We start from the raw sequence: 19,320 nt of genomic DNA, 5'->3' as shown, positions 1-19,320 counted from the left end.
GGCCATAAGAGAAGGCAACCAGGAGGTCGCTCCGAACTCAGACAACGATGAACGGGACTGTTTGGTAAATACAAGACCTGTAATGAATCCTGTCAGTGTAATAATAGAAAGAGATTTTATTCCTACTTCGAAAAATTGATTCAACACCTCTTTATACTCATACGGAGGTAGAAAAGCTTCCTTGAAAAAACGAAGAATGAAGGCATAGATAGCATGTACACCAAGAAAAAATCGGGTTATACTGCCAGGTGCAGTCTTATCTTTTATCGGCACAGGCAAATTCTCCTGATCCACATTCATACAGTTTTACGTTTAATCCAGGCTTCCAGATCTATAACATGCAAAAATTGCATGCCAGGATTAACTATATAGGCAGGCAATGATAATGGGGTAGATTTTCTACATCTTCAGATTGATTTACATGATTATATCAGTTTGGGGTAAAAAACTACCACATTGTAGTATTTGTATGAATCTATTTTAGGTTTAGCTTTGTGCTCATAAGTTATTATTCTTCTTATCGGGGTTCATTCTTATTTGCAAATAATTCGCGCCTTGTCCTTTTCTACCTGTCTCACTATTTTCCGTTAACAATCACCCGGATAACTATGCTGTATTTTTCCGAATACAGCCATGTCGTGTTTTTTTAACCATCAAAAATAAATTATTATGGCAAGTCCATCAATGATCCATTTTTCCATTGCCTTAGAGCCGGATGAACTGATCATATGCCGGCCTGAAGAGGTAAGTTTTGAAGCACAGCTTTTATCCTCGTCCGGAGCGCTGCTGCACTCGATTCCAGTCAGAGAAGGCAGCTTTTCAATACCTGTTTCCCCGGAATCATTAAAAGGGAAACGAATAGTATTTATTCCAGTGAATCCTAAAGGCAACAGAGCGGGGCGGGAAGAAAAAAACAAAAATAAAAACGTCCGCATTAACTCTTCCGGGGCATTATCCGGGGCAAGAATGTCTTATGAACCTGTGCTTCCGGTACATATCGCCGAGCGGAATGAATTGCAGGCAATACCATCTGCCATCTGGAAATATTGGTGTTTCTGTTCCTGCAGGGTCAGAGGAAGAGTATTCAATAATTGTAATGGTACGAATAGCCCGGTTTACCAGGCCAGAGTGCATATTTGCGAAGTAGAACCTGTTTGGTTCTGGATTAACAGGCTGCCGGATGCGGCGATCCTGAAAATACGGGATAGTATCATCAATCCGGAGATCATCCTCCAGGTTCCCCCGATTTCTCCTGTCGGACCGGGGCCAGTAGAATTAACAAATTCAGGCCCTTCTCTTAGCCGCAAAGCGGCCGATTCGATGAAAATACCCCGGGAAACGATGGGGACAATGGCGGAATCTGCCAGGCTTTCTCTTCAGGCATTGCCTCAGACGAATATATCTGCCCTGCATACCGATTCCGTCAGCCTGGTAAAAGATTACCTGGTTCAAAATTACCGGGTGTTATACCCCTGGTGGTGTTATTGGATTCCCATCTATTGGTGGTGGTGGTATACTTGTATCGAAGAGAAAGTTGTTTATACGAACGAGCAGGGTTGGTTCGATACAAATGTATATCATAATTGTTTCGAAGGAAATGCGGATTTCTATTTTTGGGTGGAATACAATATTAACGGAGTTTGGACAACGGTATACGAACCTCCCATTCATTGTCATACCTATTGGGACTATGCCTGTGGGACCGAGGTCGATATCTATTTGAATGATGACAGGATACCTTGCGGATCACATGCGACGACTCCGGGAAAAGTGGTCGTGATTACGACCCTGGGTAACAATGCCAATGTCAACAGGGTGCAGCAGACCGCAGGTGTTAATGAAGGCCAGGCACCGGATCTTGGATATGGTTATACACCGTACGGGCCTTTTGGCGGAAGTGTAGAGCCGCATATCATTTTTGGAGAAGACCTGATCCCATCGGGTGTGATATATTACCGGTGGTCTTATAAATTATCTACCGCGGACGAATCAGGCTGGGCTACATTGACCCCAAATGTTGACAGGCATTATTTCCATATAAACCCGGATCTGAGCATCAGTTTTCCCATTTACAATCTTGGCCCAAAGGTAACTGCGGGAAATTCCGATCTTTTCGAAATTCAGGCGCCGAGGAACCCACTGACCAATGATCCCTGGGCTATACTGGATGCGCGAACGGATACAGCAACAGCTTATTTTTCGACCAATCAGTTGCAGAATGGCAATGTAGCCGCTGCTGCAGGCTTGTATGATCTTAAATTAGAATTGTTCGATGGCAGTGGTAACCAGATTAACCTGACGGACTGGGGAATTGATGTATTGGTTCCGGATCCCAATCAGCCTGCACCATTCGGTAATGTAACCGTTAATACCGTTGCCGCTCCCGCCATTAATCAGATTCTGGATAGTAACGGCAAACTTACCGGCTTCCGAATGATCATCCGGGTTGATAACAATCCGACAACCGCCCATATTTATGAGACGGAGGTGGAAGGCAATTTTGCCGGACCATGCGGATTCCTGGTCTATGCTGATAAAGGGACTTCCCAGGCTGATGTTTCCTACACGGCCAGTCATCCAAACGGCTATGCCTATTATGGATTTAGTATTGTTAAAGGCAGTTCAGGGGGAGTGTATGGAGATGCAGGACCAGTGCCAGCTGTGAATCCGGTTCACGATATTCTTTCTGTAGAATCCTTATTGGATGGCGGAGGGACTGTCTGTACCCGGGCTGCTTTTGCAGAAAACCTGAATGTATACGGAACCGCAACAGATGGTTGGGGAAGAGTGGGCTATGATAGCGGGGATACCAAAGCTTTTGCTCTGACGGATCATTGAACCGGAGTCCGGTCGCCGGATCCAATGGTCGAATTACAGCGTAAAACAAAAGATAATGGAATTCATGCTGGTGAGCCTGGCAATTTGGCGAATTACACATCTGTTGAGTAAGGAGGATGGCCCGTTTGAAATCATATACCATTTACGGAAACTGGCAGGAGCAGGTCTCTTCGGAGACCTGCTCGACTGCTTCTATTGTTTGAGTATCTGGGTTGCCCTTCCATTTGCCATTGGTATGGGGGCAACGGTTAAGGAAATGCTGTTGCTCTGGATGGCCGGCTCGGGTCTTGCCTGTTTGTTGGAAAAATTAACTGAAAAATTTAATCATTAAAATTCATCTTATGTGTTGTGGAAATAAAAGGAATGCATTTCGTTCCACTCAATTGGAAAGCCCAGGCCTATCGGCAACCCACTCTTCTCCTGGTGCTATCTCGCAATTGCCATTTGAATACCGGGGGGCCAGTGGCCTGACCATTACCGGCGGAGTAACAGGAAAAAAATATCAGTTTGCCCGAATGGGGGAAGTTCAATTGATCGACTCCCGCGACCGGTTGAGTATGTCCCGGTTGCCGGTTTTGAAACAACTCCTGGCAGGAAAACGATAGGAGGAAAGGGAATAGACGGATTTTCCGAAAATTGGCCTTATCGAAAATTTACGATTTAGTAAGGGATTGATATTTAATTAATTGGAATATGTTAAAAAAAGCACCTTTTTTAAATCCATTTCTTACCGTTTGTCGTATATAAACTACACGCGTGTAGTAAAAAGTAGGATAAAATTTTTAAAATAGGTAAAAACTAAATAGATAATAAGTTTATTAGGTAAAAAATTAAATAAAGAGGTTATAGTCTTCATAGGCAGTTAGGTTTGGTAATTCAGGGACTTTGGTCCCTGTTTTTTTTTGCTCCTACCCAGAAAAGATCGGACTTCTACTATCTCAAGGTCGTGGTTTGGGTAATAGCGTATGGGAATTTTGTCCTGCAGTCCAGAAATTGGGAATTGTTTCCGGAAATGGGACTTTATGGTCTTCCTGGAATAAGCGTAATTTGTTGATTGTCATTTAGATATAATAATGGTACAGGGATTGGATCTATCCTTCCAAATCCGTTATTATGAAAAGGTTAACAATTACCCTTACACAAATTTTCCTTTTTCTGGTTGTTTTTATTGTTCCCTCTGCTTTTGTCGAAGCAAAAACCGAACTGAACAATACCAGTTCTTTAAATGAATCAGCTTCAGGCGCATACCACTCGGTCGATGCTATTAAAAAAATCATTAACTATTCTATTTCTGCTGCATCGGTATGTGCCAGAACTGCGGAAATAGAAAAAGAAAGCAAGGCTGCAGCTAAGAAAGCGGAGATGAGGCTGATTATTGCTACTGCTTCGGGTATATATAATGAAATGGGATTGGAAGATGCAGGGCTAAGCAAAAAAGCTTTTCAATATGCCTGGACGGGATATTATAAATTGCAGAAAAAAGGTCTTTTACATAAAACCGGTATATTGTCTATATGTGATTTTAGTCAATCCTCCAGTCAGGAAAGGATGTATGTCATAGATGTTCGTAACCGGAAACTTTTATATCGCACTTTTGTAGCGCATGGCATTAATTCCGGTGAAGAATTCGCCAATTCTTTTTCAAATCAATTTGAATCCTGTAAAAGCAGCCTGGGCTTCTATATCACTTCCAGGACCTATTACGGAAGCAATGGGCTTTCCTTAAAAATTGAAGGAGTGGATAAGGGATTTAATGATCACGCCAGCCGGAGAAATATTGTGATACATGGTGCCCCTTATGTAAGCCTGCGGATCTTACATAAATACGGAGTAATGGGAACAACCTTTGGCTGCCCGGCTATTCCTACGGAAATGAGTTCCCAGATCATTCCGGTAGTAAAAAATGGAAGTTGTTTTTTCATTTATTATCCTTCAAAAAAGTATCTGAATCAGTCAGGGGTGCTTAATGGTTAATCACTAACGGAGTTCTAAATGTTAAACTATAAAATGAGGCCTTCCTGGTCTTATTTTTTTTTATTTTTTCTTGATGATTTTGCGAGCTTATTGAAGTCCAGGGCAAGGTTTACCCAATACTCCAGCTTCTTTTTAGAAGTAAGATTTTCCTCGCCAACAAATACAAATCCTCTCATCACTTTATTATTATGGACCATTGGGCTGCAACCGTCCTTTTCCAATACTTCATCAGAAAGTTTGGGGTCCAGTCTCACCATGATACTATCTTTTCTAATCCCGATGCACATTTTATCATTGACCATAAAGCAGAGGCCGCTAAAGATTTGTTTTTCCTCAATTTTCATTTCTGATAGGACAATTATCTCCCGAACCCGGTCGGCCATTTTTTCATTGAATGCCATGTACGTTCATTTGGTGATAACAAGGTAGGAACTTCCCGGCAGCTTCCAAATCAGGAATCCGCCGGATTAAGACAGGCGATAATAACAAATAGGATAGCCAGAATCGATGAAACAGTTCGGATATTATTGAGGGCATTCCAGGAATCTTCGAAACCAGCCCGTGCAGCCCTGATATCCTGTACAGTTGAAGAGGTCAGTTGAAACGTGTCCAGCCCTTCATTGAGGGGTATATTCCCAAAAATGGTAACCCCCATTACCCCTGCCAGATAAATCACGGTAGCAGCCAGTAAAAACCAGAAACGGGGTGAGTGTGAATGATTATATTGTAAATAAGTACATAGCGGCAGAAAAAAGGCCGTTCCAAAAAAGCAGAAAAAAAACATAGGATTCTGAATGGCTCTGTTTATGGACTGCATGGCTGAAATATAAGTGGCGTCCGTTAAACGGGACAATCCCGGGATTACAGAACAGTACCAGGCGAAGAACAATCCTGCCATCAACGCAGTGGTTGTAGCTGTTATAAGTAAAAACAAACCTTTGAAAGTAAATAGCATGGTCCGGGATTTTATTTTTTTATTAGAGATTATAGTATTGATTTAGTTATTCCTGAGCGTCTTGATATAGACCATTACTTCGATACATTCATCCGTGGTCAGCTTCTTTTTGAAGGAAGGCATAAATCCTTTCCCGGTCCTTATTTTTTGAATGATTGCCGAATCTCCCAATACGCTTTTTTTCAGATTATGGGCTCCCAGCCAGCCCTTATTTCCTTCCTGGCCATGGCAACGGGCGCAATTGCGGCTATAAAGTATCTTGCCATTTCCCGTTTGCCGGTAATTACTTTCTTTGAACCCCAATGATGTATAAATAGTTAGGGTGAAAATCAATAAACCTATAATTCCCTGAAGGTTGGCGATTGTTTTTTTATTCCTGTCTTGTCTCATCGTCTTTTTAGAACAAAACTAGGATCCCCCCATTTTATAAAATAGAACAAAACCGACAGGGAACTTTTCTGGATCTGTGTAATTATTTTAGTAAAAGCGGGAAGTTCTCCGCTAATTCGAAATATTGTTTTTGAAATTGGTAGGGAGAAAAACCAGAAAATTCTTTAAAGGCTCTTATGAAATGGGACTGATCGGCATAGCCGTTGTCATAAGCAATATCCGAGAGTTTGGAGTACCTGTTGCTTTTCAATTGCCGCAGAGAAGCCTGGAAACGGCAGACTTTGGAAAATAATTTAGGAGAAATACCGATATACTGGTTAAATCTGCGTTCAAAACTTCTTTCCGAAAGCTGAAGATCCTTTTGCAGGTCTCTTAAGGCCAGTAATCCTCCGGATTCTATTATTTGATGGTAGGCATAATGGGTAATTTCATCCCGCTTCACATCCGTTTGTTTGATTTTTGAATAGAGAAAAGCAGAAAGGATATCGATTTGATCGATGGGGAGAGGAGTTTCGGTTAGCTGCTCGGATAAAAAGGTAGATAATAGATTCAGGTCAAGACATTCGTCAGTAAGTTCGCTGGCATCGAATCCAAAAACAGACTTCAGTACATTGGGAAAAAAGCTGACGCCTACCGTTTTAAATTTCCCGATTAAATAGATCCGGGTACGTTTGATCGTTTGTCCGTATAAAAAAAGCTGTGGTAATTGTTTGTTTTCCTCATCGTAAAATATTCCATTTTTTCTCTCCTGGAAGAAAATGCCAGGACAGCCATCTGCGAGTGGGCCGAATGCCTGAGGCAATGGATTATTATCCTGGCTTTCTAAAGTCCAGAAATATTGAACAAAGCTCTTAAGATAGGTTGGTGGAAGGAACTGTTCGTATTTCATAAAATAGAAAACCCAAATTTAAAGATAATCCCTCAATCCAATTTGGCTTCCTTTACAAACTCAGGTCTACTTTTTTTCCTGTTTTAGCAGCCAGGTAGATACCATCGATGATTTTCAGGTCTTTAAGGGCTTCCTCCCCATTAATGGGTACGATCGGTTGTTTGCCTTCTAATAAAATACCCGCCATTTCATCCATCTGTACGGTTTGATGGGTTTTATGGGGTTGCGTTAGTTCTCCCTTATGTGTACGGCCCATAATTGGGCCATAGCCGGTTGATGGCCATAATTCAGCATAACCGGACGCTCCGGTGAGGAAAAAACGATCCAGATAATTCATGTTATAGGTTGACAAACAGGAAGCCACGGCGCCTCCCGGAAAACCGAGTTGAAATTGTATGGTCTCATCAACGCCATCCTTAAATTTTTCCCGATCTGTTTTTGTTTCCTGGGCGGTCACCCAAACCGGATCCTTTCCAACCATATACCTGGATCCGTTGATGGCGTAAATGCCAATATCCATCAGCGACCCTCCACCGGCCAATTGTTTGTTTAACCGCCATTGGGTGGGATCGCCAATGGTGAATCCGCATAATCCCTGAAAAAAACCGATCTCACCGAATTCTCCATTATTACGCATCCTGATAATTTCCAAGGTCTTGGGTTCAAAATGCATCCGGTAACCGACCAACAGGCTGACTTTTGCCTGTTTACAGGCATCGATCATTTCCTGTCCTTCCTTTGCATTTAAGGCCATGGGCTTTTCGCAGATTACCTGTTTGCCAGCACGGGCAACCCGTATCACCTGGTCATGATGGAGACTATTGGGCGTTATGATATAAACGGCATCAATATCTGGATTGTCTTTAATTTTGTCGAAATTTTCGTAATTATAACAGTTCTTTTCGGGTATGCCATATTTGTGCTGCCAATCTTTTATTTTAGATGGGGTGCCGCTGATAACCCCCACCAGTTTAGCTTTCTTGCATGAATTCATGGCCTCAGCCACCCGTGTTCCATAACTGCCCAGGCCCATTATAGCCACCCGGAGAAGAGGGCCTTCATAAGGCTGTTCATTGGGATAAATAAGACTGGCTTGGCTTTGACTGGGTAGAAAAGACAAGGCAATAGCCGACGAGGTGAGTTTTTGCAAAAAATCGCGACGGGAATTCATAACTGGGATTTTTTTGTTAATATACAAAAGCTTTCCCAGATGGCCTTATCACTTTTTCACTTGAAATCTCGCCACAGGGATTTTATATCGTTACCTTCCTTATTTTTCATCGATGAAATGTAAAATTGCGGGATTGTTGTTTTTGCTAACCTTTCTTTTTATTATAGCCTTTGCCCAAGCCGACAAATGGACCGGCACCTGGCAGATGTCCTTCAAGCCCTGGAAAGGAGGGCAGCCTATATTACTTGATATTCAGATTGGTTTACCCGATCAAGGGATGTTGTATCCGGCGAAAATTAACTTAAAATACGGGCAGTTTAAGGGGATCTATGAAATGCTGCTGGTTTATAAGAATGAGCGGCAATTGGGAATCAGTCGTGGCAAATATCCAATTCTGGAAATACCCTTTAAATTAGGAATATGGCTTTGGTATCTCAATGGAACCCTTGATCTGAATGATTCAAAAATAACGGTAAACAGAAAGTGGATCAACAAATTTGATATCTGGATGCGGGGATTTTATGATGACGGAGATTTATGGGAGAGCTCCAAAGCCGACCTTAGGGATTTTTTATACAGAGATACGATAACCCTGAGGAAAACCGGTAACAATCCGCTTTCTGATTCCAGTGTAAACCGTATTCTGCATTCGGAAACCAGCAATATTTACCTGGGCAAATATAATCAGGTAACATCCTGGGATAGCCTGGCGATCCTGAAGGTGGAAGATCAGGAAATGTATGATAAAGACACCGTTACCCTGCTGCATAATGGCAAGCCGATATTCAACCGGGAAGAAGTAAATGATCATAACCGTATTGCAGAGGTCCGGCTTGATACAGGGAGGAATCTTTTCATTTTTTTTGCTGATAATTATGGAAAAATTCCTCCCAATACCGGATTTCTGTATATGAAAACCGGCGGCAAGGAATATGGGTTCGATTTCAGCACCCGATCAAATGTTTATGCCACTTTCCTGGTAGCTGATATTTATCGCCAACCATCCGGAAATGCCGAAAAAAGCAAAAAAATGGACAGCCTGGCTGCCGGAAGAACATCTGATCCTGTTGCCACCATCCCGGTCGATACGGCTGATATCCTGTTGGAATTATGGGACGATGCCGTAGAAGATGGAGACAGTATATCCTTACGTCTTAATGGAGAGTGGATTACTACTGGTTTTCCGGTTAAGAACGCATTACAAAAGATACCGATCAGACTGCATAAGGGAGAAAATTCTCTGATTTTCATGGCCGACAACCTTGGATCGATCCCGCCTAACACGGCTGTACTCAGGATCCGGTATGGCCTGAAAACCAAGATCATTGGACTGAATACGGATATGCGGAAAAATAATGAATTGAGGCTGATATTGGAGTAGGGTACGTACAATAAATCACTTAGAGATAAGTGGGGTATAGCTAAAACCGCTTTCGACATACCAGTTTATTTCTTTTATGGTTAACAGCTTTTTTACCTTCTCTGGGGACAAAATACCATCCCTGATGAATCTACGCTGCCTCCTTACCCAGTCTACTAATTTTTTGTCACAATTATTTTCGGAAACACAACCATTTAATTCTATTTCGCGCTTAAGTTGGGAAAAACGTTCGTTCCAGTCTGGTTTAACTGTGCTTAAAAGTTTTTTTTGAAAATCATCAAATATATCTCTAAAATCTTCAGAAATGTCAATGAATTTTGAATGAGGATGTATTTGATTTAGGTAACTCCTTTCTCTTATACAAAAGGCATAAAGCAACGGCTCTTCTTCTTTTTTTGGCGGTCTATTTTTTACCTTATAAAAGGCTAGAAATTTTTTTACATTTTCAAGCCACAAAAAATCTACCAGGGTTCCGTCAATTGGTACATTAGCATTTCTTAAGTCTCTCAATTCAGCAACTGACAGGCTATTTTTTTGGTAAGAAATTTTGATCAATTGAATATCTGGCCTGATGGCTTGGTCAGTTGGCGAACCATTCCCACCTTTAAAATAGTTTATAAGCTTTTTAATTCGTATTTCCACCCGTTTATCTCCTTCAAGAGATATTAGTGTATTCAAAATGTCAACTTGCCCCAAAAGCAATGTGCCTGCATTAAAAGCCTGACGTTGACGAACCATCCAGGTGTAAATTCTTGTATTTTCAGCAAAATTAGGTAATGAGCCGTGTACCTTCACCCAATCCTTCAATTCTGTAAATACCGTCATCCAGCGTATTGGTAATTCCTGCTCAAGATCCATACCAATGGCACGTAATTGTGCGGCTCTATTCTTCCCCATCCGCCCTCTTAAATAGGATTCCCGCTGCAACCGTATCCATTCATACAACTCTCTATTGATGTATGGGACATATAAATGACCATTCTCTTCGAAAAATGATTTTGCCTTTTTATAAATCTTTTTATAGGCGTCGACTTCCTCCTTGAAGAAAGAAAAAATCTGTCTTATATCCTGAGTTTCATCAATAAATTGTATTGCCGTTTTCTTTTCTTCGCATTCGATGGGCTGTCTACCTGGTTGTAATAAATTAGATTCGCGCTCAATATCGGATTTAAAGAAATTAAAATGTAAATTCATGAAGTTGTTAACGAGATCAATAATTAGTGGAGGGTTTGTTGGAGCAATTGAAAAAGCTCTGCCAATTTGTTGGTAAAAAACAATTGGAGATACGGTATCTCTCATCAGTATAACTGTATTGCAGCTTTTTGAATGGAGCCCCTCGTTGATTTTATCGATTGCATACAAAACTATTACATTCTCGTCTTCTGTCCGGAATAACCCTAAAGCAGTTTCGTTTTCAGTTGATCTTTTTTTTGAGTAAATGGACATACTTTTAAAAGAACCATATATTCGTTCAAAGATAGGGTCAAGCACTTTCCTTCCATATTCTAAATGGCCCCAATCTTTACAGAAAACGATTATCCTTCTCCGGTCGGTACTTAAATGTTTTCGGATTATTACGTCGAGTCCTGACGAATTTTCCCAGTCTATGACCTTATTTTTCAGCTCCCTGAGAGCTGTTTCCTTGTTCTTTAATGTTGATTGACTTATCTTTCTATGCATCTTCTCGTATTCGCTCTGCACTGAATACAGAGCGCTTACGTAAGTTGGAAAAGGAAGAATTCCATTGATTATAGCGGAATTGAGTGACATTTGGGTGGCAATCCTGTCGTTAAAAATTTCCGAGGCCATATTTCTATTATCGTCCAGATATCTTATATGTGTCGCGGATGTTCCTAATATCTTTGCTCCTTGATTTAGAGCGAGCAATCGCTTTACGGCATCTCCCCAAACATCTGCACCTAAACGATGGAACTCATCCAGGTATATGTAATCATAGGAATTTATTCTAAAAAGAGATTTATTTGCCATTAGACCTATATAGGTTCCACATGAAATTTCCACCGCTTCAAGATGTTTCCTGATCTCGCTAAAAATGTGAGTTCCGGGTGCCAATAGCAGATGTCTTTTGGATTTATTCTGCTTTATGAACTCCGCAATAATCATACTTTTTCCAGTTCCTGTTGGTTGAATGATGCATGTCCGGTTTCCTTGTTCAAACATGCATACTGCTTTATCAAATGCTTCTTTATTATGTCGAAATAGACCCATAGCTAAAAATTTGGAAGTCAAATTCGGACTAAAAATTGAATTCAGGATGGTAAATAGTTGTTTTTATGAGCAAATACACATTAAAAAATAAAATACTTTAAAATAATTAGCTCATTTTCAGAATTTTGAATTTGATTTATTAAAGATTCTTTTTTTGATTATGCTGATCTTCAAAGGTGGTGATCTGTTGTTCCTTCGTATTGTTAGCAAATTATTTCAATGGGTCGGGCTTTATTTCTTTTTGTTTCATGAACTTAATGGTGGTATTTTTTACTATCGGTGGGAGCCTCTTCTCTGTCAAACATTCCATAGTCCCTTACCACCTCTGCAATTCGTAAATGATAATCTTTAAAAATATAGGAACGCCCTTTTGCTTGTGCATTTCTGTGAAGCTCAAGGTTTCGCCATTTCCGGATCGCTTTTTCATCTTTCCAGAAAGAAAGAGATAATATTTTTTCAGGGTGATAAATGCTTTGAAAACGTTCTATGGAAATAAAACCGCTGATTTTTTCGAGTTCCGGCTTTAAACTGGCAGCTATATCAAGATATTCTGCCTTCCTGCCCTCTGCAGGTATTACCTCAAATATGACGGCGATTGAGTGATGGTTATTCATAACTGTTGTATTACCCATAAAATTGTTTACTTCCTGGTATAATTGTTTCCTGCTTTTTTCAAGATGCATCACATGCGTCCCTTTTTCAATCACAACATATTTTTTTAACCGGGCATTCGTTAGTTTAGCTAAAAGCAAACCGGCATCTTCGTTTGACGGGTAACTGTCCCATTCACCCCTGATAATTAAGGTTGGGCAAGAAATTTTGGAAGGATCGTAATAAGCATTATTATGCAACAGATCTTCAAAATCCCGGGAAGGGCCTGACGGATACTTAACGCGCCCCATTATATCGTCTTTAGATAATGGATCTGACTTCAACCATAACGTTTGCCAATCTTTAAAAATTTCTGGCTCTAATTGGCATACTTGTGCTTCGGGCGTTAAAGACTTCATATCATTCACTCTTTCCAAAGGTGTTATAGCCTCGAATGATGTATTTATCCTGTTTGTAGCTCCTGAATCATTTCTTGTGGTTACGGGAGCAAATAAAATAAGTTTTGCCACTTTTTCAACATGTTGGGTAGCATACAAAGCGGCAACAGAAGCCCCCCATGAATGCCCGATCAGGATTACTTGTTTACTTCCAGTTTTATTTAATATCCAATCGATAGCCTTATCTATTTCCTTACTTGTCTCTAAGGCGATCCCAACAACAATAGTGGACTGAGCATTTATCATTTCAGGGTAACGGTCAGAATTGCCATATCCTAAAAAATCCAAGGCGAATGATTCGAAATTATTTTCAGCCATATAATCCATCCATGACAGTCCACTCATCCGAAATCCAAAAGATAGCGAAGAAGGAAAAGATGACCCATGTATAAACAAAACAGGAAAATTGCCTGTTATCGTTTGAGGTTGCCTATGAAGCATGGCAACATTCAGGCCTTTAATATGACTTTCTATTTTTATGGTATCATAGTCTATCTGGATTATGTTTTTTAAATCCTGTTCAGGTGATTTGAAATTGAAACAGGTGCCTACCAGTATCCCTAAAATATATTTTTTCATCCTTGACTATTTTATGACGGCAAAGATTTGTTATATTTATAACAAACACTTAAGTGCCGGATTAAACATGAATATTGTATGGAACTTCAAATAGCGGAAATAGCGAATGTAATTGGCGAGCCTGTGCGAGCCAAAATCTTATGGGCTTTATTGGATGGAAGAGCCTATACGGCTACCGAACTTGCCATATTTGCAGAGGCCTCTCCTCAAAACACAAGCATGCATTTGAAAAAATTGATACAGGCTGATTTTTTAATGGTAACCAGTCAAGGCAGACACCGTTACTATCGTTATGCAAATGATACTATAGCCTATGCCATAGAGGCACTAGCAAATTTGATACCCGGGAACAAAAAAAAATCCAATTCAGAAGATGCTGCATCCGGAGTAAAATACTGCCGCACTTGTTATGATCATCTTGCTGGTAAAATAGGCGTGTCGATTACAGAAGCACTTCTACAAAAACATATAATTACTGAAACTGCCAATAATTACCTGGTAAGCGATTCCGGCGTTAAATGGTTTTTAGCGATGCATATCGATATTGCCATCTTAAAAGAGAAAAAGAGGTTATTTGCCAAACCTTGCCTGGATTGGAGTGAAAGACGTTATCATATGGCTGGAGCCCTGGGTGCTTCCATGCTGGAAAAAATGCTGGCCTCGGATTGGATACGTAAGGTTAAAAATTCAAGGGCAGTAATTATATCCTCAAAAGGAGAAAAGGAATTATATAAAAGCCTGGGCATCGAGGTTTAATTTATTCCGAGATCTTTTCATATCCGGAGGGAAAAGGATGCTTCCTTACAAAAATTCATTTCAAAAAAGAATCTTTCGAGCCAAAAAAAAGTCCTCAAATTCAATGACTTAAGGCTTTTAATTTTTTGCTCGCCTGTTTTAAGTTAAGTTTGGAGTTGTACTGTCTACGATGGATCTTCTGTTGCACTGCCAATGGGCGTTTAATTTCTGTTAACAATCCGTTTGAACTCCATTGACAAGTTTCAAGAACTGTCTAATATATCTTAGTCATAGCATCTAATTTAACCAAAAACAACTGCTATGACAAGATCTTCACTGAACGATCTGTTCAAAGGGTGGAAATTTCCGTCCCTTATTCTAATTCTACTATTATATGGATCCATCCGGGCATTCCCGCAGGATGTTATCCCAGCCGGGGCGATCAGCGTCTCGGGGGTCGTAAAAGACGGGGGAGATGGCAAGCCCCTGGGTGGGGTATCCATCGAAGTCTCCGGTACAAAAAAGGGAACGATCTCTAATGACGATGGAAAATTTATCATCCGGGCGGGTGCCGGAGATGTGCTGCTATTCAGGATGATCGGGTATGACCAGAAACAATTTAAGGTCGTTGCCCAGACGAGTAGCCTGATCATCACGCTGAAGCAGGAAGCCAAAGGGATGAAAGATGTGGTGATCATTGGTTATCAAACCCTTGCACGACGTAAGGTAAGCGCTGCCGTTACTTCTATCGATCCAAAAACCATTGCCGACGTACCTACACCGACATTGGATGGTTTATTACAAGGGCGTGTGGCAGGTTTGAATGTACAGAATTTTTCAGGAGAGCCGGGTATACGGAGCACCGTCGTACTTCGGGGAAATACGAACGTCAGCAGATCGATTAGTAACGATCCTACCACCAGCCAGGGAAAGGCCAGCCTGGCCCGCGCGGTGAGCGGCCCTCTCTTTGTAATCGACGGAGTGCCTCAAAGCACGGATGATATTGCAGCAATCAATTATGGCAACGGGACCAATACGGATGTATTGGCCGGTATTCCCATTAACGATATAGAGAGCATCGACATCTTAAAAGACGCCTCCGCGGCTGCTATCTACGGATCGAGAGGTGCCAATGGTGTCATCATCATTAAGACCAAAAAAGGGGTCGCTGGTAAGACAAAGGTCAATTTCGGTACTTATCATGGGCTGACTGAACGGCCGACCCTGGATAAGGTGCTTATCGGCGCGGAAGAGACACGTGCAAAAATGGCGCTAATCCAACACTATGGGCCTTATGATGCGCTGAACAATATACCCATGATCCTGACCGATACGCTGAATCCTGCCTTTAATAATGCTAATAAATATGAGGATGGTGTTTTTCAGACCGGGAAAGTGGACAATTACGATGTATCAGTCACGGGAGGCAGTGACGTGATCAATTACCGGTATGGATTAAATTATTATAATGAGAGCGGGATCCTAAAAAAGACGGGCTTTCAACGGTATAGTTTCAATACCAATATGAGCATTAAGATCTCCTCCCGGCTGAATGTCAGCACACAGATCCGGTATTCCCGGCTTAACCGGCCCAGGTCACTCAGCGATCTGACAGGCGGATATGGACCCTTCAATGGGGGGTATTATGCCTCCAGCCCTCTTCCGGCTTCCACTCTGTATCTTTCGCCGAACAGCCAGGCGTTTATTTTCGGAAATGCGACTAATCAGTCGGATGCCAATATCAACAATAGCCTGACGATCAGTCCTACCATCGAATGGAAAATATCCGATAAGCTGGTCTTTAATACCGTAATCTCCTATGAATTGACCAGTAGCAGGAGAGATAGTTATACCCCAGGCAAATACCGGCAAAGCGGGGCAGGGTATGCCATCAGCTTCACGGACAATTCATCGAATTACCTGATGAGCAATACCTTCCAGTATACCACCAAGATCGGATTGGATCATCATTTTAATTTCCTACTGGGACAAAATACGGAATTTCACCAGTACCGGGCAACGGATGCAGAAGCGGATGGAATTCCCAACGATCAGATCAGTGTCGTCAATGTATTGAATAAAAATGCATCGAAGGCCTACTCCGATCTCATTGAAAGTGGCATTCAATCCGGATTCTTCCGGATGAACTACGATTTCAAGGGACGTTATCTGTTATCTGCAGTATTTAATGCGGATGCTTCTTCGAAATTTGGAAGTAATAACCGGGTAGGATACTTTCCCTCGGTGTCGGCCGGCTGGATCATCAGCGACGAGACCTTTATGCAGGGAGCGTCCGATTGGCTGACCATGTTAAAGGTCAGGGGTAGTTATGGCATTACGGGACGGCAACCTGATGACGGTAATAACTATTTGTCCTACAATACCTATAATATTGGCTCAGGTGGTTTTGCAGGGAGCAATAATCCGGCAACGAATCAGAACATTTCCTATACCTATAATGGAATCCCCGCAATCTCGCCCAATTTTACGGCGGGTCTGGCCAATAAGGACCTGACCTGGGAACATTCCAAGGAAGCAAATATCGGGGTGGATCTTACCATCCTGAATGGCCGGTTCAGTTTTGTGGGAGATGTCTATATCCGCAATACCAGTAAGGGTATCTTTTCATTGGTGCTGCCTACGACTACCGGTTATTCAACCATTACTACCAATGCGATCGGTACCCGGAATTCAGGGATTGAGGGACAATTCACCGCCCATTACTTCAAGCCCTCCAGCAAATTCCAATGGGAAACCGATTTTAATTTCGCCTATAATAAGAACCTGATAACGTCCCTGCCCAACGGGGGAAGAGATATTGTCGTCAACCAGGGGGCGACCAGTTACCTGTTGAGACAAGGACATCCTATCAATCAGTACTTTCTTTTCCAGGAGACGGGCATTTATAAGAGGGACGCAGACGTGCCTGTCAATCCTGTAACGGGGAACGTGTTGAATTTCTATGGATATCCTTTCAAGGGCGGAGACCCGATCTGGAAAGATCAGAATGGAGATGGGGTACTGGACCAAAATGATTATACTCCTGCGGGCGATCCCAATCCTAAAGTGACTGGTGGGATCAACAATATATTCAGCTATAAAAATTTCAGCCTTGCCGTATTCTGTACGTATACCATGGGAAGACAGATCTACAATGATTACCTGGTGGGCAGACTCTCCGGACTGGTACCAAATAATGACGGGAATCCCAACCAATTACACGCTATCAGCAATAATGCCTTCCCTGATCTGAGTGGGATCAATTACTGGCGAAACCCGGGAGATAACGCGCAATATCCTTCTTTAAGCTCCTTTCTGGGAACGCATTATAAATATGCAGCGGTCAGTTCGGCCTGGGTGGAGAATGGCGATTATTTGCGGGTGAAGACGGTTACCCTGTCTTATACCTTTAACCCGAAGACCTTGCAGGTGCTCCATGTTAGCCGGCTTAGAATATACGGGATGGCAGATAACCTGCACCTCTTCCAAAAGGCCCTGGTGCCGGATGCGGAGCAGGTAGATCCCTTCGGTATTTACAATGGCAGTGGTTATCCAATTCCCAAAAAATTCACCATAGGACTGGACCTCAGTTTATAATCATTCATTCAAGCTTTAATCGGATCGTAATGAAATCAAATCATATAAGAAGACTAACCGGGGCTGCGCTGATATTGCTCCTTGCTACCGGAAATTCCTGTAAAAAGGTACTGGATCTGCAGCCTCATAATTCCACGTTCACGGAAGCTTATTATCAGACCGGAACGGATGCGAATACGGCTATTGCCGGCGCCTATGCCTTGCTGCGGAACGTATTGCTGAATAACTATTCCTGGCATGTATATGGCGATTTGCCGGCAGGAGAGTTTAATGTAAACGGGGGCCTGGACGCCTTTAACCAGCCCATTGAAAACGGGGATTTTATCGGACTCAATGTAGGGTCCTGGGAATGGAACTGGCAGAACTATTATCAGTTGATGCAACAGATCAACCTGATCATCAACAAGGTTCCAGGCATCCCGATCTCCAACTTTCCCAACCAGGATCTGAAAAAACAGATCATCGGAGAAGCTTATTTTTTACGGGCCTATACCTACTTCTATATGTCAAGGATATGGGGAGACGTGCCTTTAAAACTGGCTCCGGACCTGGATGTCAGTCAATCCGTCAATATTCCCCGCTCACCTGCTGCAACCGTACTGGCACAATGTCTGGCCGATTGCCAGTCGGCGGAAAATAACCTCGTGTTTGGATATGCCGATCCTTCTCAAACAGCCGTCAGGGCCAATAAGGGTAGTGTGTTAGCGTTGAAGGCTCATATTCAGGCATGGCAGGGCGATTATGCATCCTGTGAAAAATCGGCCGATACTGTGATCAGCCAGGGGGGATATGTGCTTGCAGACTCAGCACATTATAACCAGGTATTCATCGGCAGATCCCAGGAAGGGATATTTGAATTAAATGTCAGTTATGGACAAAGCGAAGGGATCGCAACGGCAACCAACGGGGGCGGGTATCTTCCAACGCTGGCCCGGCCATTCATTGCAGGGCAACCTAATCTTAACTGGCCGATCAGCCAGTTCTATGTAAATAATATCTTTAATGATACCGCCGATATCCGATATGGGTTGTTCTTTTACCAGGCTCAATCCGGTCAGGGGCAGACTATAAAATATTCCAATATCACTTATGCCGACGGATCGGGAAATAAGGATCCGCGATTATCCAATAACCTGAATATTTTCCGCCTGGCCGATATCATTTTATTAAGGGCGGAAGCTCTGAACGTGCTGGGCAGGGATGGGGATGCCAATTCCTTGTTGAATACGATCAGGAGCAGGGCACAAATAGCGCCGTACCAGGGTGCTGGGGGAGCGGCATTAGGGACGGTTATCCTCGAAGAACGTTTGAGAGAACTTTTTTTTGAAGGCCAGTCTTATTATGACCTGGTGCGTACAAAACAACTGACTAATTATAACCAGAATTTTAATCCAACACAGTTCATGGACGGATCACCGCTCGGAGGTTGGATATGGCCAGTCGATCCGGCGATGTTCCAAGATGACTTTACCCTTGTACAAACACCATACTGGAGAGGGAAATTGTAGCGGAAAACCGATTTTCGGGAACGGA

At 42.2% G+C, this 19,320-nt stretch carries 16 protein-coding genes; 8 read left to right on the top strand and 8 right to left on the bottom strand.

What is annotated here, in order from left to right; all coding sequences use genetic code 11:
* Window positions 1-300 (bottom strand): ABC transporter permease (locus ACX0G9_RS21430; protein ID WP_459067002.1); only part of this gene is annotated, 300 nt, incomplete at its 3' end.
* Between the two features lie 369 nt (window positions 301-669).
* Between ACX0G9_RS21430 and ACX0G9_RS21425 the strand changes: the two genes are divergently transcribed.
* From ACX0G9_RS21425 to ACX0G9_RS21410, 4 genes are all read left to right on the top strand, one after another.
* On the top strand, window positions 670-2,838 hold the full coding sequence (locus tag ACX0G9_RS21425) for a hypothetical protein (protein ID WP_459067001.1): 2,169 nt from the start codon (window positions 670-672) through the stop codon (window positions 2,836-2,838).
* A 55-nt stretch (window positions 2,839-2,893) separates the two neighbouring features.
* Entirely contained in the window at window positions 2,894-3,169 is a 276-nt protein-coding gene (locus ACX0G9_RS21420) for a DUF1360 domain-containing protein (RefSeq protein ID WP_459067000.1), read from the top strand.
* Between the two features lie 10 nt (window positions 3,170-3,179).
* Window positions 3,180-3,443 (top strand): hypothetical protein, encoded by a 264-nt coding sequence (locus ACX0G9_RS21415; protein WP_459066999.1) that lies wholly within the window; start codon window positions 3,180-3,182, stop codon window positions 3,441-3,443.
* Window positions 3,444-3,951: 508 nt separating this feature from the next.
* Complete coding sequence (locus ACX0G9_RS21410; RefSeq protein WP_459066998.1) at window positions 3,952-4,812, top strand: murein L,D-transpeptidase catalytic domain family protein; 861 nt, start codon at window positions 3,952-3,954, stop codon at window positions 4,810-4,812.
* Between the two features lie 50 nt (window positions 4,813-4,862).
* On the opposite strand, the gene ACX0G9_RS21405 is transcribed toward ACX0G9_RS21410, so the two are convergent.
* The 5 genes from ACX0G9_RS21405 to ACX0G9_RS21385 all read right to left on the bottom strand — a co-directional run bounded on the left by ACX0G9_RS21405 (window position 4,863) and on the right by ACX0G9_RS21385 (window position 8,217).
* Window positions 4,863-5,213 (bottom strand): TfoX/Sxy family protein, encoded by a 351-nt coding sequence (locus ACX0G9_RS21405; protein ID WP_459066997.1) that lies wholly within the window; start codon window positions 5,211-5,213, stop codon window positions 4,863-4,865.
* Between the two features lie 50 nt (window positions 5,214-5,263).
* Window positions 5,264-5,767 (bottom strand): anthrone oxygenase family protein, encoded by a 504-nt coding sequence (locus ACX0G9_RS21400; protein WP_459066996.1) that lies wholly within the window; start codon window positions 5,765-5,767, stop codon window positions 5,264-5,266.
* A gap of 42 nt (window positions 5,768-5,809) precedes the next feature.
* Entirely contained in the window at window positions 5,810-6,157 is a 348-nt protein-coding gene (locus ACX0G9_RS21395) for a c-type cytochrome (protein WP_459066995.1), read from the bottom strand.
* 82 nt (window positions 6,158-6,239) lie between these two features.
* Window positions 6,240-7,046, bottom strand: coding sequence for a DUF6597 domain-containing transcriptional factor (locus ACX0G9_RS21390; protein WP_459066994.1), 807 nt, complete (start codon window positions 7,044-7,046; stop codon window positions 6,240-6,242).
* A gap of 52 nt (window positions 7,047-7,098) precedes the next feature.
* Window positions 7,099-8,217: a Gfo/Idh/MocA family protein gene (locus ACX0G9_RS21385; RefSeq protein WP_459066993.1), complete on the bottom strand. Its 1,119-nt coding sequence runs from the start codon at window positions 8,215-8,217 to the stop codon at window positions 7,099-7,101.
* Window positions 8,218-8,329: 112 nt separating this feature from the next.
* On the opposite strand from ACX0G9_RS21385, the gene ACX0G9_RS21380 reads away from it, so the two are divergent.
* Window positions 8,330-9,598, top strand: a complete 1,269-nt coding sequence (locus ACX0G9_RS21380; RefSeq protein ID WP_459066992.1) for a hypothetical protein — start codon at window positions 8,330-8,332, stop codon at window positions 9,596-9,598.
* 15 nt (window positions 9,599-9,613) lie between these two features.
* Here the strand turns inward: ACX0G9_RS21380 and ACX0G9_RS21375 are convergent, their stop codons facing one another.
* Window positions 9,614-11,827 carry a Helicase associated domain protein gene (locus ACX0G9_RS21375; RefSeq protein ID WP_459066991.1) on the bottom strand — a complete coding sequence of 738 codons (2,214 nt, stop codon included), beginning with the start codon at window positions 11,825-11,827 and terminating at the stop codon, window positions 9,614-9,616.
* 254 nt (window positions 11,828-12,081) lie between these two features.
* The gene (locus ACX0G9_RS21370; RefSeq protein ID WP_459066990.1) at window positions 12,082-13,455 is read right to left on the bottom strand and encodes an alpha/beta fold hydrolase; all 1,374 of its coding nucleotides are present in this window, start codon (window positions 13,453-13,455) and stop codon (window positions 12,082-12,084) included.
* 78 nt (window positions 13,456-13,533) lie between these two features.
* Here ACX0G9_RS21370 and ACX0G9_RS21365 point away from each other — a divergent pair, with 78 nt between their 5' ends.
* The 3 genes from ACX0G9_RS21365 (at window position 13,534) to ACX0G9_RS21355 (ending at window position 19,295) form a co-directional block, all read left to right on the top strand.
* Complete coding sequence (locus tag ACX0G9_RS21365) at window positions 13,534-14,211, top strand: ArsR/SmtB family transcription factor (RefSeq protein WP_459066989.1); 678 nt, start codon at window positions 13,534-13,536, stop codon at window positions 14,209-14,211.
* A gap of 300 nt (window positions 14,212-14,511) precedes the next feature.
* Window positions 14,512-17,787, top strand: coding sequence for a SusC/RagA family TonB-linked outer membrane protein (locus tag ACX0G9_RS21360; protein ID WP_459066988.1), 3,276 nt, complete (start codon window positions 14,512-14,514; stop codon window positions 17,785-17,787).
* A 29-nt stretch (window positions 17,788-17,816) separates the two neighbouring features.
* Complete coding sequence (locus ACX0G9_RS21355) at window positions 17,817-19,295, top strand: RagB/SusD family nutrient uptake outer membrane protein (RefSeq protein ID WP_459066987.1); 1,479 nt, start codon at window positions 17,817-17,819, stop codon at window positions 19,293-19,295.
* Window positions 19,296-19,320 lie beyond the last annotated feature (25 nt).

Source organism: Flavitalea flava (genome assembly GCF_054461575.1).
Note: the sequence above shows the minus strand (reverse complement) of the source record. Positions and strands in the feature narration are given on the sequence as shown.

What these genes read in the sequence shown, in the direction of transcription:
- ACX0G9_RS21425 (WP_459067001.1), top strand. Translation starts at nt 670, where the DNA reads ATGGCAAGTCCATCAATGATCCATTTTTCCATTGCCTTAGAGCCGGAT.
- ACX0G9_RS21420 (WP_459067000.1), top strand. Translation starts at nt 2,894, where the DNA reads ATGGAATTCATGCTGGTGAGCCTGGCAATTTGGCGAATTACACATCTG.
- ACX0G9_RS21415 (WP_459066999.1), top strand. Translation starts at nt 3,180, where the DNA reads ATGTGTTGTGGAAATAAAAGGAATGCATTTCGTTCCACTCAATTGGAA.
- ACX0G9_RS21410 (WP_459066998.1), top strand. Translation starts at nt 3,952, where the DNA reads ATGAAAAGGTTAACAATTACCCTTACACAAATTTTCCTTTTTCTGGTT.
- ACX0G9_RS21405 (WP_459066997.1), bottom strand. Translation starts at nt 5,213, where the DNA reads ATGGCATTCAATGAAAAAATGGCCGACCGGGTTCGGGAGATAATTGTC.
- ACX0G9_RS21400 (WP_459066996.1), bottom strand. Translation starts at nt 5,767, where the DNA reads ATGCTATTTACTTTCAAAGGTTTGTTTTTACTTATAACAGCTACAACC.
- ACX0G9_RS21395 (WP_459066995.1), bottom strand. Translation starts at nt 6,157, where the DNA reads ATGAGACAAGACAGGAATAAAAAAACAATCGCCAACCTTCAGGGAATT.
- ACX0G9_RS21390 (WP_459066994.1), bottom strand. Translation starts at nt 7,046, where the DNA reads ATGAAATACGAACAGTTCCTTCCACCAACCTATCTTAAGAGCTTTGTT.
- ACX0G9_RS21385 (WP_459066993.1), bottom strand. Translation starts at nt 8,217, where the DNA reads ATGAATTCCCGTCGCGATTTTTTGCAAAAACTCACCTCGTCGGCTATT.
- ACX0G9_RS21380 (WP_459066992.1), top strand. Translation starts at nt 8,330, where the DNA reads ATGAAATGTAAAATTGCGGGATTGTTGTTTTTGCTAACCTTTCTTTTT.
- ACX0G9_RS21375 (WP_459066991.1), bottom strand. Translation starts at nt 11,827, where the DNA reads ATGGGTCTATTTCGACATAATAAAGAAGCATTTGATAAAGCAGTATGC.
- ACX0G9_RS21370 (WP_459066990.1), bottom strand. Translation starts at nt 13,455, where the DNA reads ATGAAAAAATATATTTTAGGGATACTGGTAGGCACCTGTTTCAATTTC.
- ACX0G9_RS21365 (WP_459066989.1), top strand. Translation starts at nt 13,534, where the DNA reads ATGGAACTTCAAATAGCGGAAATAGCGAATGTAATTGGCGAGCCTGTG.
- ACX0G9_RS21360 (WP_459066988.1), top strand. Translation starts at nt 14,512, where the DNA reads ATGACAAGATCTTCACTGAACGATCTGTTCAAAGGGTGGAAATTTCCG.
- ACX0G9_RS21355 (WP_459066987.1), top strand. Translation starts at nt 17,817, where the DNA reads ATGAAATCAAATCATATAAGAAGACTAACCGGGGCTGCGCTGATATTG.